This window comes from Rhodococcus sp. RDE2, from assembly GCF_020885655.1.
Lineage (GTDB): Bacteria > Actinomycetota > Actinomycetes > Mycobacteriales > Mycobacteriaceae > Rhodococcus > Rhodococcus pyridinivorans.
This window is the reverse complement of record NZ_AP025186.1, coordinates 1,691,924-1,708,207: the sequence shown is the minus strand read 5'-3', so window position 1 is coordinate 1,708,207 and position 16,284 is coordinate 1,691,924. Positions and strand designations below refer to the sequence as shown.

The 16,284-nt window shown below is 63.5% G+C and carries 12 protein-coding genes and 3 pseudogenes; 9 read left to right on the top strand and 6 right to left on the bottom strand.

Annotated elements, in window-relative coordinates:
• Positions 1–92: 92 nt before the first annotated feature.
• A pseudogene (locus LPH33_RS07975) lies at positions 93–1,491 on the top strand (IS1380 family transposase).
• Positions 1,492–2,067: 576 nt separating this feature from the next.
• Here LPH33_RS07975 and LPH33_RS26885 read toward each other — a convergent pair.
• Complete coding sequence (locus LPH33_RS26885) at positions 2,068–2,592, bottom strand: hypothetical protein (RefSeq protein WP_324256231.1); 525 nt, start codon at positions 2,590–2,592, stop codon at positions 2,068–2,070.
• Positions 2,593–2,604: 12 nt separating this feature from the next.
• Here LPH33_RS26885 and LPH33_RS26880 point away from each other — a divergent pair, with 12 nt between their 5' ends.
• The 4 genes and pseudogenes from LPH33_RS26880 to LPH33_RS07955 form a co-directional block, all read left to right on the top strand.
• Positions 2,605–3,159, top strand: coding sequence for an HNH endonuclease domain-containing protein (locus LPH33_RS26880; RefSeq protein WP_324256230.1), 555 nt, complete (start codon positions 2,605–2,607; stop codon positions 3,157–3,159).
• A 125-nt stretch (positions 3,160–3,284) separates the two neighbouring features.
• Positions 3,285–5,156: a DUF2075 domain-containing protein gene (locus LPH33_RS07965; RefSeq protein ID WP_229567735.1), complete on the top strand. Its 1,872-nt coding sequence runs from the start codon at positions 3,285–3,287 to the stop codon at positions 5,154–5,156.
• A gap of 97 nt (positions 5,157–5,253) precedes the next feature.
• Entirely contained in the window at positions 5,254–6,147 is an 894-nt protein-coding gene (locus LPH33_RS07960) for an HNH endonuclease signature motif containing protein (protein WP_229567733.1), read from the top strand.
• 226 nt (positions 6,148–6,373) lie between these two features.
• A pseudogene (locus tag LPH33_RS07955) lies at positions 6,374–6,691 on the top strand (helix-turn-helix domain-containing protein); the annotation flags it as partial.
• A 9-nt stretch (positions 6,692–6,700) separates the two neighbouring features.
• Here the strand turns inward: LPH33_RS07955 and LPH33_RS07950 are convergent.
• Entirely contained in the window at positions 6,701–7,372 is a 672-nt protein-coding gene (locus LPH33_RS07950) for a transposase (RefSeq protein ID WP_229565155.1), read from the bottom strand.
• A gap of 289 nt (positions 7,373–7,661) precedes the next feature.
• On the opposite strand from LPH33_RS07950, the gene LPH33_RS07945 reads away from it, so the two are divergent.
• Positions 7,662–9,017, top strand: coding sequence for a Mu transposase domain-containing protein (locus LPH33_RS07945; RefSeq protein ID WP_068158111.1), 1,356 nt, complete (start codon positions 7,662–7,664; stop codon positions 9,015–9,017).
• Positions 9,014–9,835: an IS21-like element helper ATPase IstB gene (istB, locus tag LPH33_RS07940; protein ID WP_068158116.1), complete on the top strand. Its 822-nt coding sequence runs from the start codon at positions 9,014–9,016 to the stop codon at positions 9,833–9,835. Before LPH33_RS07945 ends, istB begins: the two co-directional genes overlap by 4 nt.
• Here istB and LPH33_RS07935 read toward each other — a convergent pair.
• Positions 9,827–10,144 carry an IS110 family transposase gene (locus tag LPH33_RS07935; protein ID WP_229567732.1) on the bottom strand — a complete coding sequence of 106 codons (318 nt, stop codon included), beginning with the start codon at positions 10,142–10,144 and terminating at the stop codon, positions 9,827–9,829. The genes istB and LPH33_RS07935 overlap by 9 nt on opposite strands.
• Positions 10,145–11,073: 929 nt before the next feature.
• On the opposite strand from LPH33_RS07935, the gene LPH33_RS07930 reads away from it, so the two are divergent.
• Positions 11,074–11,679: a DUF2510 domain-containing protein gene (locus LPH33_RS07930; RefSeq protein ID WP_229567730.1), complete on the top strand. Its 606-nt coding sequence runs from the start codon at positions 11,074–11,076 to the stop codon at positions 11,677–11,679.
• A gap of 463 nt (positions 11,680–12,142) precedes the next feature.
• On the opposite strand, the gene LPH33_RS07925 is transcribed toward LPH33_RS07930, so the two are convergent.
• Positions 12,143–13,398, bottom strand: a protein-coding gene (locus tag LPH33_RS07925; protein WP_228287126.1) for an IS3 family transposase whose coding sequence is annotated in 2 segments (ribosomal slippage) — positions 12,143–13,125 and positions 13,125–13,398 — 1,257 coding nt in all. Because the reading frame shifts where the segments join, the coding sequence is not laid out codon by codon here.
• A complete protein-coding gene (locus LPH33_RS07920) occupies positions 13,367–14,542 on the bottom strand; it encodes a hypothetical protein (RefSeq protein ID WP_229567728.1) in 1,176 nt (391 codons plus the stop codon). The genes LPH33_RS07925 and LPH33_RS07920 overlap by 32 nt, the downstream gene beginning before the upstream one ends.
• Before the next feature lie 92 nt (positions 14,543–14,634).
• Here LPH33_RS07920 and LPH33_RS07915 point away from each other — a divergent pair.
• Positions 14,635–15,444: pseudogene (locus tag LPH33_RS07915) on the top strand (IS5 family transposase).
• On the opposite strand, the gene LPH33_RS07910 reads toward LPH33_RS07915, so the two are convergent.
• Positions 15,410–15,832, bottom strand: a complete 423-nt coding sequence (locus LPH33_RS07910; RefSeq protein ID WP_229567727.1) for a hypothetical protein — start codon at positions 15,830–15,832, stop codon at positions 15,410–15,412. The pseudogene LPH33_RS07915 and the gene LPH33_RS07910 overlap by 35 nt on opposite strands.
• Positions 15,833–16,284 lie beyond the last annotated feature (452 nt).

Here is a 16,284-nt window from a genome sequence, read left to right as displayed (position 1 = left end):
AGCAGCGTGTCGAACTGAAGAAAGTGCCCCCTGAACTGGGAAGATTGGAGTTCTCACACAACAAATCCACCAGTTCACGAAAGACACTTCCGGTGAAAGTGCCCCACAAGTTCATCGACGGCTCCGCGATGGTCGACGAGGACAACCTCGTCTCGTGCGCCGGCCTGGTCCCGATCATGACCTTGGCCGAACACACCCACCTGCCGGACCTGCTCTCGGAGAAGGTCTCGATCACCACCACGAAGGTCGCGTCCGGGGCGGCGAGCCCGGCACCGAAACTGCTCACCCTGATCGCCGGGATGTGCGCCGGCGCCGACAACATCGACGATATCGACCTGCTACGCTCCGGCGGCATGACACACCTCTTCGGAGGTGTCTACGCCCCCTCGACCGTGGGAACACCGCTACGCGAGTTCAGCTTCGGTCATGCCCGCCAGCTCGAATCCGTGCTCCGCGAACACCTGATCGCACTCACGGCCCGGGTCGAGATCCTGCCCGGTTTGGCCGAGCAGGCGTTCATCGACATCGACTCGCTGCTGCGCCCGGTCTACGACCGCGCCAAACAAGGCGCGAGCTACGGACACACGAAAATCGCCGGCAAACAGATCCTGCGCAAAGGCCTGTCCCCACTGGCCACCACCATCAGCACAGCCGACTCCACGCCGATCATCACCGGGATGCGACTGCGCGCTGGGAAAGCCGGCTCCGGTAACGGTGCAGGTCGGATGGTCACCCAGGCCATCGTCACCGCCCGGGCAGCGGGCGCGGCCGGTGCCATCACGGTCTGCGGTGATTCCGCCTACGGCACCCGTTCGGTCATCTCGGCGTGCCTGCGCGCGAAAGTGTGCTTCTCGCTCGTCCTGGCCAAGAACACCGCGGTCCAACGCGCGATCGACTCGATCCCCGACGACGCGTGGACCCCGGTGAGATATCCCGGTGCCGTGCGTGACCCGGACACCGGAGCGTGGATCTGAAGATGCCGAGGTCGCCGAAACCGCCTACACCGCTTTTGCTTCCACCACGACTCCGGTTACCGCCCGGTTGATCGTGCGCCGCGTCAAAGACGCCCGCTACCCCGACGCGTTGTTCCCGGTGTGGCGGCATCATCCGTTCTTCACCAACACCACTACCTCGGCCACCGACGCCGATGTCACCCATCGCCGGCACGCGATCATCGAAACCGTCTTCGCCGACCTCATCGACGGACCCCTGGCGCACATGCCGTCGGGGCGCTTCGGGGCGAACTCCGCGTGGGTGCTCTGCGCGGCGATCGCCCACAACCTGCTGCGCGCCGCTGGCCTTCTTGCAGGTGGTGGGCATGTTCGCGCCCGTGGGGCGACGCTACGGCGCAAGATCGTCGATATCCCGGCCCGATTGTGTCGACCGCAACGAAAACCGATCTTGCGGCTACCCACGCACTGGCCCTGGTCGGACGCATGGCTTCGATTGTGGACCAGTACCATCGGCCACAGCCCGCCAGCTATCGCCTGAACACCGACCGACCCGCCGAGACGGCACGACCGGAACCGCACCGTGGAAAAGCTGGGCAAACCAGCGGTCACCGCATGTCCGCAACTGCCCATACATCCACTCGCCCGGCCGGAACGGGCTTCGGCATCACGTCAGTGGATTCAGGCTAAGAATCTCGACGCAGTCATTTGCGGCAACGACGGTCGGGTGTACACGACGTAGTGGAAGGGGTCGTAGCCCAGAAGGCCCGGGATCCTGTCTCCAGGCCGCGTGCGCCCCCACAACTCTCGCGCGCTGACCCGAGGCTTGCCCCGCGTGTAGCGTGAGCAAACCCGGGTTCGGCGCGCGAGGAAGCCCATTGCACTCCCCTATCGTCCACATATCAAATTCGGGTTCGAGTTCGATCATTGCCGGTCGCTCGTCGTCCCTGTCTCCATTCGGATCCGCCCCCATACAGTGGCCAAACGCCACGATGCTGCTCGCCCATGCTTGAGCCGAGCAATAGATCGCTCTCACGTCGCAGGACATCTTCGATGAACGATTCGGATTGACAGAAGAACCGCATCGACCGAGCGCTCTCACCGCACGACCTCCGATTCAGAATTCGTAGCGCGAAAGCCTCACGGCTCGAGCGGCGGATATTGTGCCGGGATGAGCTACGCGGCACTTGATCCTCTCGACGTCGCCGGCCGCGTCGTGCAACTCCTCGAAGCCGGTCGCCGCAATTCCACGTACAAACTCGCGACCGTCATGGCGCTCGTGGATATCTGTGTCGAGAACACCGCTGCTCCCGACGGGAGTCTCACCGTTCCGATCGACGAGATCGCGCACCGGATCATCGGCTATTACTGGAATCAGGTTCGGTCGTTCCACCGCCACGGACGACTCGTTCAGGTCCGGCGCGGACGTTCGATCCCGGATCGCGTCGCAGAGGTCCGAGACATCCTGATATCCGATGGGCTTCGCACCGCGGAGGCAGCTCGGGAGTCCGCCCATCCGGTCTATCGACGACTCGTTCGCTCCGTGCGGCTGACGATCGCGCAACAACCTCTCACGCATCTTCAGACCGTCCCTCACAGCGCTGCCCGCGACGAGTTCTTGTACGACGCGGCGGGCTTTCACAAGAAGATGACCGTGAGTGACGTCGACCGGATCGCCGTCATCGTGCTGCGTCCAGGTGTGCCCGAGGGGTTGCGCCGCACATCCGTGCTGCTCAGGACCTTCGTCCGCTCCGTATGGGCGCACGATGTCATCGACCTCAACCGCGCCGAACTCGATGCCGAGGACATCGACGGTTTTCTCTTCGGCACCGACCGCACCGCGCTGCGCGCTCTCGTCGACCCGCTCCGTGACCTGCAGTCGGGTCGCTGCTTCTACTGCGACGGTCGTCTGCACTCCGAAGTCCACATCGATCACGTGGTGCCGTGGTCGATGATCCCCATCGACGGTGTTGCCAACCTGGTGGCAACCGACGCGCGATGCAACCTCGACAAGTCGGCCAGCATCCCGGTGCAGGACCATGTGACGCGAGCCCTGGAACGACAATTCTTGGCCGACGTTTCCAGCCTCACCCGGATCCCGGTTCTGCACAAGCGGACGGCGTCGGCCGCTCACGGCGTCTATGCGACCTTGCCTGCCGGCTCGTTGCTGTGGAGATCGTCCGGTACGTACCAGCCGCACTCGCCCTGAACGAGTTGCGGCAACCCTCACCGATATAGTTCTGTCTGCGGCCCGACGGACTTCCGCTGCGATGAGCAGCCACGGACATGCCCCCACCCGCACGAGTGGATTCGTGCTGCCTTGGGGACCTGACTGTGACGCTGCTTCGTACTACCGCCCGCCGGATCGTCGACCTCGATCGTCCCGAATCGCTCGCGGAGCAGTTGTTGGAACAGATGCTGTTTCGCACGGGACGACGCGCCGGAGAATCCGAGCAGAAGTCCTGGGCACGGAGCCTGCCCGTTCTCGCTCGCGACCTCGTCGACGCCGGGTTGGACGACGTCGAGATGCTGCTCGAATATCACCTTCCTCTGACGTCCCAGCGTGCCGACGTCGTCCTGGCAGGGACGCATCCGCAGACCGGTGCTGCCTCGTATGTGGTTGTCGAGTTGAAGCAGTGGTCGGCAGCGCGGCGGTACGAGGACAACCCCGAACTTGTCGAGGTAGCCGGGATGCCGGGAGGACCGAAGCTGCACCCGGCCGCGCAGGTGAAGGGGTACTGCGACTATCTCGTGGACTTCGCCCGCACGGTGTCCGATCAACCCGACGCTCTTGCCGGTATCGCCTACCTCCACAACGCCACCGATCAGAGTGCCGTCGCCGATTTGCGTTCCTATCCGATGAGCGTGACGGGGCGGATGTTCACCGCTGCCGAGCGCGGAGACATGATCGCGTTCCTTCGGAGTCGCCTCGCCCCTGCGCCCGGCTATTCCGCCGGCGACGCTCTGATGAAGTCGGCGATCGCCCCCTCCCGGCAACTCCTCGAGGTTGCCGCCGCAGAAGTACGCGACCGCCCCCAGTTCCATTTGCTCGGCAATCAGCAACTCGCCGTCGACCTCGTGCTTCACGAGGTGGAGCAGTCTCGCGCCGCCGATCGAAAGCGCGTCATCATCGTCACCGGTGGTCCCGGTAGCGGCAAGAGCGTCGTGGCGTTGTCGCTACTCGGTGAACTCGCCCGGCGCGGCCGAACCGTGCTGCATGCGACAGGGTCCCGATCGTTCACACAAACCCTGCGGAAGGTTGCGGGGCACCGTGCACCGCGCGTGCAGAAGATGTTCAAGTACTTCAACCAGTTCATGACGGCGGATCGCAACGGTCTGGACGTCCTCATCCTCGACGAGGCGCACCGCATTCGTGAGACTTCCGTCGATCGCTACACACGAGCCGAACTCCGCACAGACCGACCGCAGGTCGACGAACTCATCGCGGCCGCGCGTGTCCCTGTCTTCCTTCTCGACGAGCACCAGGTCGTACGTCCCGGGGAGATGGGGTCCTATGCCCAGATCGAACATTACGCAGCCTCGCTGGGTCTTGAGACACAGCACATCCATCTGGGAGAACAATTCCGCTGCGGAGGCAGCGAAGAGTACTTGCTGTGGGTGAAGCGGCTACTCGACCTCGAAGACGGAGGGCCGTTCGAGTGGAGAGGTGATCCCCAGTTCACCGTTCGCGTTGCCGACAGCCCCGAGGAGATGGAGCACCTGCTCTCCCAGCAGAGGGATCGCGGATATTCGGCGCGCATGACGGCGGGCTACTGCTGGCCGTGGAGCAACGCAGACAAGGACGGGAATCTGGTCCCCGACGTTCGGATCGGCAGCTGGGCACGCCCGTGGAACAGCAAGAGCGACCGCAGAATCGGTGACGCTCCCCCAGCTGCACTCTGGGCCACTGAGGACGGCGGGTTCGGGCAGGTCGGTTGCGTCTACACCGCCCAAGGTTTCGAATACGACTGGAACGGGGTCATCCTCGGACCCGATCTGGTCTGGCGTAACGGACGATTCACGACGATCCGCGAGGCGAACCGCGATCCCGATTTCAAGAACCGCACACGAATTTCCGACGTGCGCTTCGACCGGTTGGTCCGCAACGTCTACAAGGTGCTGCTCACCCGCGGAATGATCGGCACCGTCATCTACTCGACCGATGCCGAAACACGAGATGCGCTCCGTCAACTGATCTCCGACTGACACCCCACGACGACTACCGAACACCGAGCACGGCCCGACGGGCTTCCGCAGCAGGACATGCCCCCACCCGATGCGAACCTGAGAAGGCGCATGGGCAATGACCAGCTGGATCGTAAAGATCAACGAGAAGACACCACAACACTGGGATTACGCACGAGACGACGGCTTCTGGGACGTCCGTAGCCCGTCGTACTTCAGGAAGATTGTGCCTGGTGACGACATCTACTTCTGGATAACGGGCCAGGGCAACGGGTTCGTCGCGTACGCACGAGCAACTTCCGGCCTCTACGAAATCACCCCCAGCGCGCCGACCGCACATTGGAGCGACGTTCGGACCGGCGGCTACACCCACCGATTCGAGTTCGACACAATCAGTGAGGACGTGGTTTCATCTCCCACCTGGGCTCAACTACAGAAGTTGCTCGGGAGGAATCTCGCGGCGCAGGCCGGAGCCAACCAAGTGTCCGACCCGTCTGCCGAAAGTCGCTTGCGCTCTCTGTTCGGCCCGGAAGCCGATCTTGCTTTCGCCCACTTCCCCGTCGTCGATGTAGAGCTACCCAACAGCCTCCCGACGTACGTGAAGGGCGACGACGTCCGTAAGCGCGCACAACGAGCCATAGCGGTGCGATACGGCCAGCCGAAGTTCCGACGCGCGCTACTGTCCGCGTACGAACGTCGTTGTGCGGTCACGGGATGTGACGTCGAGGCGGTCCTGGAAGCAGCTCATATCGACCGCTACTTCGGAGAGCACAGCAATCATGTGACGAATGGCCTGCTTCTTCGCGCCGACCTCCACACCTTGTTCGATCTACAAATGTGGACAGTGCGCAGCGACCTCACCATCGAAGTCGCTCCTCAGCTCGCGGGCAGCGAGTACGCCGCATTGGCCGGCAAGCGGCTTCGCGTACCGAAAAGCTCCGCTTATCGCCCGGACGCTGCGGCGCTCGGCCGGCATCGAGAAGCGTGCAGCTGGATCCGATCGGCTCCATAACTCCGGGAGAAATACTCGATGACGACCGACGCAGAGATGTCGCGGCCCACGTCATCATGTAAACCTTTGCGCTGAAGCGATTTCGAAGATTCTCCTTGCACGCACGACCGAAGGAGTGCCAAGATCTCAAGATCGTCACCGATCCGCGTGGCGTCACAATTGAAGAAGGCCCGCCAGGAGCGGCAACTCCCGACGGGCCGGGTGTCCGACTAGTTAGGAGTCGAACGTGGGCCAGAATACCCTGGCTGGCGGCGTGCGTCGTGGACCGCGCCTTGCCAGTAACTTCACGATCCTCAGTAATGCCGTCATCAACGACGAGCGCCTGTCGTTCCGCGCCCGTGGCGTGCTCATCTGGTTGCTGTCGAAGCCGGACGACTGGCGCACCCGATCCGATGCGATCGCCGGCCAGTCACCGAAAGAAGGCCGAGACGCCATCCGCTCCGCGCTCCGCGAACTGGCAGAGCTCGGCTACTTGATCCGGGAAAAGATTCAAAACGAGCGCGGACAGTGGATCACTATCCAGACGATCTACGACACTCCTATTGACTTGCTGTCAAGCGGCGGTCGTTTGGCGTCGAGGCTGCAGCGTCTGGACGATGAGTGGATAGAGCTGCCGAACGAGATACCGTTTCAGGCAGCGGATGATTTCCATCTTCGTCTTGCCTTCCGCGATCCGTCGTGTCGCGTAGTTACGGGTCTGCTGGTCGTAGCGCAGCCGCACGAGCACGATGTGGTAGAGCGCTGAGTTCGCCTGCCGGTCGCCTGCGCGGTTGAGTCGGTGACGGTTGGTCTTGCCCGACGACGCCGGTATCGGACAGGCTCCGGCCAGTGCCGCGAACGCGGCTTCCGAGCGTAGCCTGTCAGGGTTGTCGCCGGCGGTGATCAGCAGCTGCGCCACGGTGTCTCGGCCGCAGCCGAAGACGCTCATCAGGTCCGGGGCATGGTCTTCGAGTAGCCGTTGCAGGTGCCCGGACAAGTCCTCGATCTGCTCGGTCAGTGCTTGCCAGCGCCGCGCCAGCAGCCGCAGGCTGTAGGCCGTGGCCTCGGCTGCGGTGACCGGCGCAGGTGTCGGTCGTGACGCCGCCAGCGCAGCGATCAACTTGGTGTTCGACAGGCCCCGGTAACGCGAACGCAGCTCCTCTGGCGCCGTGATCAGCATGCCCTTGATCTGGTTGATCGTCGCTGTCCTGGCGGTCAGTGCAGACGACCTCGAGGTGCGCAGCACCCGGAGTGACTCCACCAACCCATCGCCACCCTTGGGTGCAGCGCTGGCTCGACCCGACAGCACCGCCTCAGCGGCCGAATAGGCGTCGAAGGGATCGCTCTTGCCGCGAATCCGGCGATCGAACCGGTTGGGGCGGTTGACCTCACTGACCGTGATGGCGCTCTTTGATCCTGCTCAGACCTGCTCACCGAAAGTGCTCACCCGTGTGGCTCCGCCGATGAGGGCGGGTCTCCTTCGATGCTGGTGGTCTCTGACCACGCACCAGCACCCCGAAGGAGACCGCTTTCTCATGTTGACATGGGAGGAAGACGTGGAGATCCACGCACTGCACAAACGAGGCTGGACGATCTCGGCGATCGCCCGGCACACCGGCCGAAACCGGCGCACGATCCGCAACTATCTGAACGGCACCACCACCCCCGGCATCCGTAAACCCGCTGGTGAGGATCCGTTCGAACCGTTCGTCGACTACGTCACCGCTCGTCTGACCGAGGATCCGCATCTGTGGGCACGGACCTTGTGCGACGAACTCGAAGACCTCGGCTACACCGCCTCGTATCAGACGCTGACCCGCCAGATCCGGCAACGCAAGCTCCGGCCCGTCTGCCAAGCCTGCGCGTGCGCGACCGACCGCCCCAACGCGGTCATCGACCATCCGGCGGGGGCGGAAACCCAGTGGGACTGGGTCGAGCTGCCGAACCCACCCGCCTCGTGGGGCTGGGGCAAGACCGCATATCTGCTGGTCGGATCGCTCGCGCATTCGGGTCGGTGGCGCGGGGTGCTCGCCCCGGCCATGACCCAGCCGCATCTGATCGACGGCCTCGACCGGATCTGCCGAAAACTCGGCGGCCTGACCCACACCTGGCGATTCGATCGAATGTCGACGGTCTGTTACCCCGACAGCGGAAAAGTCACTGCCTCCTTCGCCGGGGTCGCCAAGTATTACGGCGTGTTGGTGGCGATCTGCCCACCGCGGTCCGGCAATCGCAAGGGTGTCGTCGAGAAGTCCAATCACACTGCGGCCCAGCGATGGTGGCGCACCGTGGCGGACGAGCTCACCGTCGAGCAGGCCCAGGCGAGCGTGGACAAATTCTGTAGTCGACGCGCCGATGCCCGGATGCGGGCCACCGCCGACGGCAAGGCCCCGGTGCGCACCGTCGCCGACCGGGAACCGTTGACGTCGATGCCGAGCAGTCCGTATCCGGTGGTGCTCAGCGAACCGCGCACCGTCTCGAGGCAGGCGTTGGTGGCCTACCGCGGCAACCGCTACTCGGTGCCCCCGGAACTGGCCGCAGCGCAGGTCACCGTCACCCGGCAGCTCGGCGACGAGGTGATCGACATCGTCACCGCCTCGCAGATCACCGTCGCCCGCCACCGGTTGGCGCCGGACGGGGCCGGCGCCGTGGTGCGCGATCACGGCCACGTTCACGCCCTTGAACAGGCCGCGATGGCCGGTGCCGCGGCCGGAGGCCGACCGCACCGCCGCAAAGAACGCATCCCACCCGGACCCGAGGCGCTCACTGCGGCAGCAGCATTGCGCACCAACACCACGGACCGCCACCCACCGTCGACGACACCGCGATCGACGGTGGTCGACCTGGCCGCCTACGAGCGCGCAGCCCGCGGAAGGAACACCCTCGTATGACCACCACCCCCGACACCACCGCGACCTCGGCAAGTCTTTATCAGCGTCTGCGAGGACACTTGGCGACGCTCAAGTTGCACGACGCTGCCGAAGCGCTGCCGTCGGTGCTCGACCGAGCCCAGAAGGACGGTCTGTCGATGACCGCAGCGCTCGAACAGCTGCTGTCGATCGAGGTCGACGCCACCGAAGCCCGCCGCCTCGCCGGGCGGTTGCGGTTCGCGTGCCTGCCCACCCCGGCCTGTCTCGAGGACTTCGACTTCGACGCCGCCCCCGGCCTCGATCGGGCATTGATCGCCGAGTTGGGCACCTGCCGGTTCCTCGAAACCGCGACGAACGTCCTGCTCATCGGGCCGCCGGGGGTCGGAAAGACCCACCTGTCGGTGGGCTTGGCGCGGGCGGCCGCGCATGCCGGTTATCGCACCTACTTCACCACCGCCGCCGATCTGGCCGCCCGCTGCCATCGCGCTGCGATCGAAGGCCGGTGGGCGACGACGATGCGGTTCTACGCCGGCCCGACGCTGCTGGTGATCGACGAACTCGGCTACCTACCCCTGCCCGGCGAGGCCGCCTCCGCACTGTTTCAGGTTGTCGCGCAACGCTATCTGAAGACCTCGATCATCATCACCACCAACCGGGGTGTCGGAGAGTGGGGTGAGGTCCTCGGCGATACGACCGTCGCCGCCGCGATGCTCGACCGGCTTCTGCACCGATCGGTGGTACTCAACCTCGACGGGGATTCCTACCGGCTGCGTGATCACCACGCCCGGTCGGAAAAGCTCCGTCAAGCCACCACCGGCACCCGGCAACCGCTACAGTGAACCCGCCCACGAGTGGGCACTTTCGACGAGCACGAGCGAGCACCTTCGCTGAGCCTCATCAACCGCGATGCCCGCGACCTGCATCGCACGACTGACCCCAGCCCCGTACGAGCCGGTGCACTCGATGCCTACCTTCACCAGCCCAGGCCAGGACCGCAGGAACCGCAACGCCGCCTGGTAGCCGGCCGCGGTCGCTGGGACCTGTACATCTGCCAGTCGTCGTCCGGTGGCATCGATCGCTGCGACGTGGTGGGTGTCGGCGTGGGTATCGATTCCGCCGTAGACCTCGAGGTGATCCTGATTCACCATGGGACTGCGCCCTTCCATCTTGTCGGGTGCGCAGTCCGGCCGGGCGTCAGTCAGTTCACTATCGGGGATCTCGCCAGACTCCTATCAGGACATGACGGCCCGCCGGGCTGCACTCAAACGAGTGAGCCGAGCCGGTCGACACGTCGCAGACAGGACAGCCACCAACCTGCAGTGGCGTCAGAAGAGCCGTGAGCCAGACCCGCCCACCAGACCCATCCTGCGTCCACCGAGCCGAGACCGTCACGCCCATCAAGGAGTCAGACCAACCGGTCCACGAGATCCATAGTGAAGAGCCGCGTACCGACCCGGGGCCTGAAAAGCCGACTCGCGGTCGCGCGGACATCGGCAAACCCGGCACTCTTATCAGTACTGATCCACCAAGAACAAAGACCAACCGCACGTCGCCCGCCTCGACGGCACCTCTCAGTCCGGATGTCGCCCGTCTGGCGGCGGCCTGCAGGCAGGCAGGGTTGACAGCAACGTTTGCCTATCTCAATCCGGACGCCGTATCGGCGATAGAAGCGTTGCTGGAAACACACGGCACCACGGCGTTGGTGACCACAGCCAAAGCAATACATCGTCCATTAGATCCCATGCGCTTCGCGCAGGCATGGATACCGATGTGGCAGGCACTTCCCGCGCCGCGAGTTGTCCCGGACAAATGCGACCATTGCGACGAGTACGGGTGGCTTCCGGACGACGAATTCGGGCGGGCAGTCAGATGTAGGTGTCGAGACGCCAGAGTTGCGTAGGAAGAGAACGACCACTTGCGAATTTACGTGCGCTTGCGTTCGGTCGATTTTCCGATTTCGGCCGTCCAGGCGTAACAACCCCGCCAAACTTGCCGATTATGGGTTCATTGATAGAAAGGCGCGTTAGCCTGGAACGATCACGGCATTGCCTGCGACGCTCCGTGGAGGGTTAGTACCGTGACCAATGATCCGCATAGCGCGCCCCCGGGTTGGTATCCGCGGCCCGATCGTGGAATGCAGTATTGGGACGGCCAGAAGTGGCTCAACCTGCCGGATCCCTCTCCGAAGCGCGCTTCCCGCTGGAAGAACCTTATCCGACATCCGATTGGGGTAATGCTGGCAGTCTTGGTGGTAACTGTCGTGGGTGTAGGTCTCGCTGTGAAGGCGTCGCGTGAGGCAGACAAACGCGCCGACATGGCGGCCGCGGAGCTTTCCGCATCAGAAAGTTCCGCCGCTCGCGTCGCCGCCGAAAAGGCAGATCGCGAACGTCGCGAAGACTCGGAAAGAGCGATGCGCAGATTGAGCATCACACAGGTCGAAAACAGCATCAGAGAAATGGCCACCGGCCATGCGAACTCGTCCATCATCGACGGTCCGGTGCTCTCGGTGTCGTGCTCACCGGTCGCGGGTGGATCTGTAGATGACCTCCTCGCGCAGACGACCGTCCTCGAGTGTTTCGCGGCGACCGAAGAGAATCCGGATGGTTCGAAGAGGGGCTACAAGTACCACGCAACAATGAACTGGGAAACCGAAACGTACACCTATGGCTTCGGTGCGCCTTGATCTTGTCGGAGCGGGGTTGGCTCGCCGATTTCGCACCTCCAAGATTGCCGACACGGCGTTGTACAGTCCTCCGGCAGTCCGGCGACGATTCCTTCCTGAGCCACTCCCGCCTACATTGCCTTGTACCTCGCGGATGCGGCGGTGAATGCAGCATCGGCGAGCTGGGGGCAGTGAACCCTGCGCTGCATGCACGGTCCCTTACGCATGATGTGAAGTGCAGTGGTTGCGGCAGCCCGAGTGACGATCACGTCGTCGAGGAGGCGTTCCAGGTCGTCCAGGGTGTCCGCGTGGAGGAAAAGTTGACCGGGTCCTGATTCTTGGTAACCGACCTCGGTCACTCGCACAACCGGATGACGGCGGAGGAACATGAATTCGGACGCATCCGAGGGGAACAACTCCGCTTCGTTTACCTGGATTTTTCCTCCCGGGGGCATACTGAACCGTCTCGGGTTTCTTGCCGCTCCTATATCGGTGACGGCTCCGGTTGTGGAGTCGACAGGTGAGCGTAGTACGCCGCCTCGAATTCATCCGGCGGGACGTATCCGAGACGGCTGTGCAGGCGACTGCGATTGAACCAGTCGACCCACTCCATCGTGGCGTACTCGACGTCCTCGACGGACTTGTAGGGACCCGGATGGAACGGGTTTCCCTTGGCGATCACTTCGGTCTTGAACAACCCGATCGTGCTCTCGGCCAGAGCGTTGTCGTATGCGTCTCCGACGCTGCCGATCGACGCGGCAATACCCTCCAGCACAAGGGTTTCCGCGAAAGCAATGGAAGTGTACTGACTGCCGGCATCGCTATGGTGGATCAACCCCGTGCCGACCGGGTGGCCCGTGTGGTCACGTCGCCACAGTGCCATCTTCAAGGCGGTGGTGACCATCGCGGTGTCCTTGACGGTGGCGGCATGCCAGCCGACGATCGCCCGCGAGAAGCAGTCGATCACGAACGCGACATAGACGAACCCCGCCCAGGTGCGGCAATAGGTGAAGTCGGTGACCCACTTCCGATTCGGGACCTCGGCGGTGAAATCACGATCGACCAGGTCAGGGGCGCGGCGGCTGTCCGAGCCGCCGGGCACGGTGGTGCGGTGCCGACGGCCCCGGACCGCTCCGGACAGCCCTTCGTCGCGCATCAACCGGTCGACGGTGCATGCCGCGACGTCGTGGCCGTGTCTGCGCAGGTGCACGGTCATCTTTCGGCGACCGTAGAGACCTTCGGCGGTGCCGACGGTCTCACGCAGAGCGTTCGTCAGATGTGCATCGGCGACGGTCCGGCGGGATGGAGAAGCAGTTTTCCAGTTCCGATACGTGCGTGGGGCGACCTTGACGCCACGCTCGGTGAGCACGGCGCAGATCGACTCGACCCGGTGTCCTTGTGCACGCATCTGGTCGATGAACTGGCAGATCAGCGGCGGCGAGGGTCGAGCTCCCTCGCGAAGAAAATCGAGGCCGATTTCAAGATCTCGTTGGCCTCACGGAGGTCTCGGACTTCGCGTTCGAGCTCTTTGATTCGTTGCTGTTCAGCGGTGGTCACGCCGGGTGTCTTGTCGGCATCGATCAGAGCCTGGCGGGTCCAGGTGCGCAGCGACTCGACACCGACGCCGAGCTTCGGGGCGATGGCTTTGCACGCCGCGAACGGCGAAGAATATTCGTCGAGGTGGTCGAGGACCATCTTCACCGCTCGTTCACGCTGCTCGGCGGGGTAACGCTTGGACATGATGTGCATCCTCCTCAAGAAAGGAGGCGGCATCAAACCCGAGACGGTTCATACCTCGGTCCTGATAGATCACCAATGCTTCGGTCATCGCAATCGTGAGGCAAGACAAGCGACCGAAGCTCTTACCTGGACTGGTCAGGCAACTGAGCGCCCAGCAGTGATGCTCGGTCCTGACCGGATAGGGAACACAACGGTTCAAGTAGTGTCCGATAATTCGTGTTATCTGATCGCCGTCATCTCGGTGACGAAATTGTTGGTAGTTCACGGCAGTACGGACCATACGTTCGGACGGAAAACTTCGGCGCATAGCCGTATCCGTGGTGTTGACGATATCGGGCGCGTCCAACCAGAGCCGTTGCTCCTCGGCCGAGACCAGTTCATCGAGATACTTGCTGACACCGAGCATGGTGGCCATCTCGTTGATGTTTCGGGCGAGCAGCCCGGCGGCCTGGGCGGAGTGAATCAGAGACTTCTCGTGCAACCGGAGGTGACGCTTACCGAGCAACGACCCCGTTGCCGCAGAGTCCGGGCGGATCCGAACTTGCTGAATGTCTTGATAGCGAGCCCTGTGTTGCCTTAATCGCTCGGGAAGATCGATCGATTCACCGATGTAGCACTGACCGTCGACGAACTCCAGGATGTAGTAGCCGGCGCAACCTGCGCCTGCCTCGTCGAGCTTTCGAGCCACCGTCGTCGGGTTCGGTTCCAGCGGAGCAGAGAACCCGTTCTCGGCAGACCACATCGCAATTCGATGCAACCTGGCAGCGACCACATCCGGACGCGGCGGGGGTTCGAGAGCCAGAGGGACAGCGGGAAGAACGGAGGACGGCGTCGAGGCGCCGGCCGAATGCCATTGCTTCGACGAGTCGGAAGTGGGAAGGGCACCGTTCGAAACCACCCCAACCATCACATCGCAGAGCGTGTCGAGGGTAGCAACAGCAATGGTCTCGTCAGTGCCGACGAAGCCGGTCTGTTCGACGTCCAAGCACCAGCCGTTGTCCCGGAGCCTCCACTGCATCCGCATGTCTCGGATATCCAACTCCAGGGCTTCCCCGATGCGCCACCGGAGGTTCTCATCGAGGTCCGTCGGAATCTGCGTCGACATCAGGATCGTGGCGCCGTCTCCGTACGGCTCGATAGTCATGGTGGCGTCCCATCCTGCAGTAACTGACCGTTTCAGAATGAGTTCGGCGTGGTAGATGGCGTTCCGGGACGGTTTCGGGCACCGTGTCGAGAGTGTCTGTTGATCTTGTTCCTGACGATCTGTGGGAGCGTGTGGCTCCGCTGCTTCCGCCCAGATCTGCCCGCCGGTTCCGGTTTCCGGGGCGCAAGCCGGTCGACGACCGGGTCGCCCTGGCCGGCATCATGTTCGTTCTGCGCACCAACGTGGCCTGGCGTGATGTGCCGGCAGAGACGATCGGGTGCAGCGGAGTGACCTGCTGGCGCAGGTTGCGGGAGTGGACCGAGGCCGGGGTGTGGCCGCGGCTGCACGAGATGCTGCTCGCGGAGCTGCGAGCCGCCGGGTTGCTCGAGATGGACGACGTCGCCGTCGACGGCTCGCACGTGCGGGCCCTCAAAGGGGGGATCACACGGGACCCTCACCGGTCGATCGCGGCCGCACCGGCAGCAAGCACCATGTGATCGTCGACCGGCACGGAACCCCTCTTGCGGTGTCGCTGACCGGCGGAAACCGCCACGACGTCACTCAACTGATGCCGCTCGTCGAGGCGATCCCCCGTATTCGAGGCCGGCGGGGCCCGGCCGCGGAATCGGCCCCGCCGGTTGTTCGCCGACCGAGGCTACGACTACGACAAGTACCGAAACCTGCTTCGCGAAAAGGGGATCACCCCGATGATTGCCCGCCGAGGCGCCGCGCATGGCTCCGGGCTCGGCAAGGTCCGCTGGGTCGTCGAGCGGACCTTCGCTTGGTTGCACCAGTTCAAGCGTCTGCGAACACGTTCCGAGGTACGAGCGGACTTGCATCAGGGGCTGCTCGAACTCGCGTGCAGCATCATCTGTTTGAGGCGACTGCGGAGATCATTCTGAAACCGTCAGTAAGTGCGCAGAACATCGCATTGGCCACGGACTCGAGCCTTCTGGCCAGCGCATCGAGCAGAGGGTCCTTCTCGTCTTGGAGCCCCTCATGCAAATCGACGAACTCCGCGTGAAGGTGTGGGCCGAGCTCCGGAACCAGCCAACCCGGCACATGACGAAAGAGGTGCTCGACCACGGATTCGCTGTCTTGTGCGAACACGACGTTCCCCGGAGATACCAGCCCCGTCGAATCCTCCTGTACTCGCCACATCCCGTCGTAAAGCACGGTCACAAGCGCGTCGTACACGCCATCGATTGGAGAACGCGCACGAATATCGATCGTGGTGCATCCCTTGACCGCCCGCATCCGTGCGTGAATGGGCCAACCTGCGATGAACATCGAATAGACCCTGGGCCCCGATCTCGCCGGGAAGCTCTGCTACGAGGAATCGGGGACCCTCGATGTCGTCCTGCATACCGTCACTCTTTCCGTGTCATCCGGTACGTGATCTTGCGCCATCCACACAATCTGCCGGCAAGCAGGTCTCCTGTAGACGAGCCCTTCACGCACCCGACCTGCCGGCTCCCGCCCCGTCGAGACAATCGGGGCAATTCAGCCTGCCAGGACGCGATGCTCCGCCCGTCGTGTCGGGGTTCCCGATCTGATCACAGACGCCGCGCATCACCGCTTGAAACCACGGCAGGACTGTCCCCGATCAGACCGAGCGGGATGGAGTAACGAAACTGGCCGTTCGGAAGAATAAGTTAGCTAACCAATGGTTCACGGTCCCGATTGCTCGCAAGGCTAGGACGCTGTGATCCGATGGGAGGCACCAAACAATGACCAAGGTT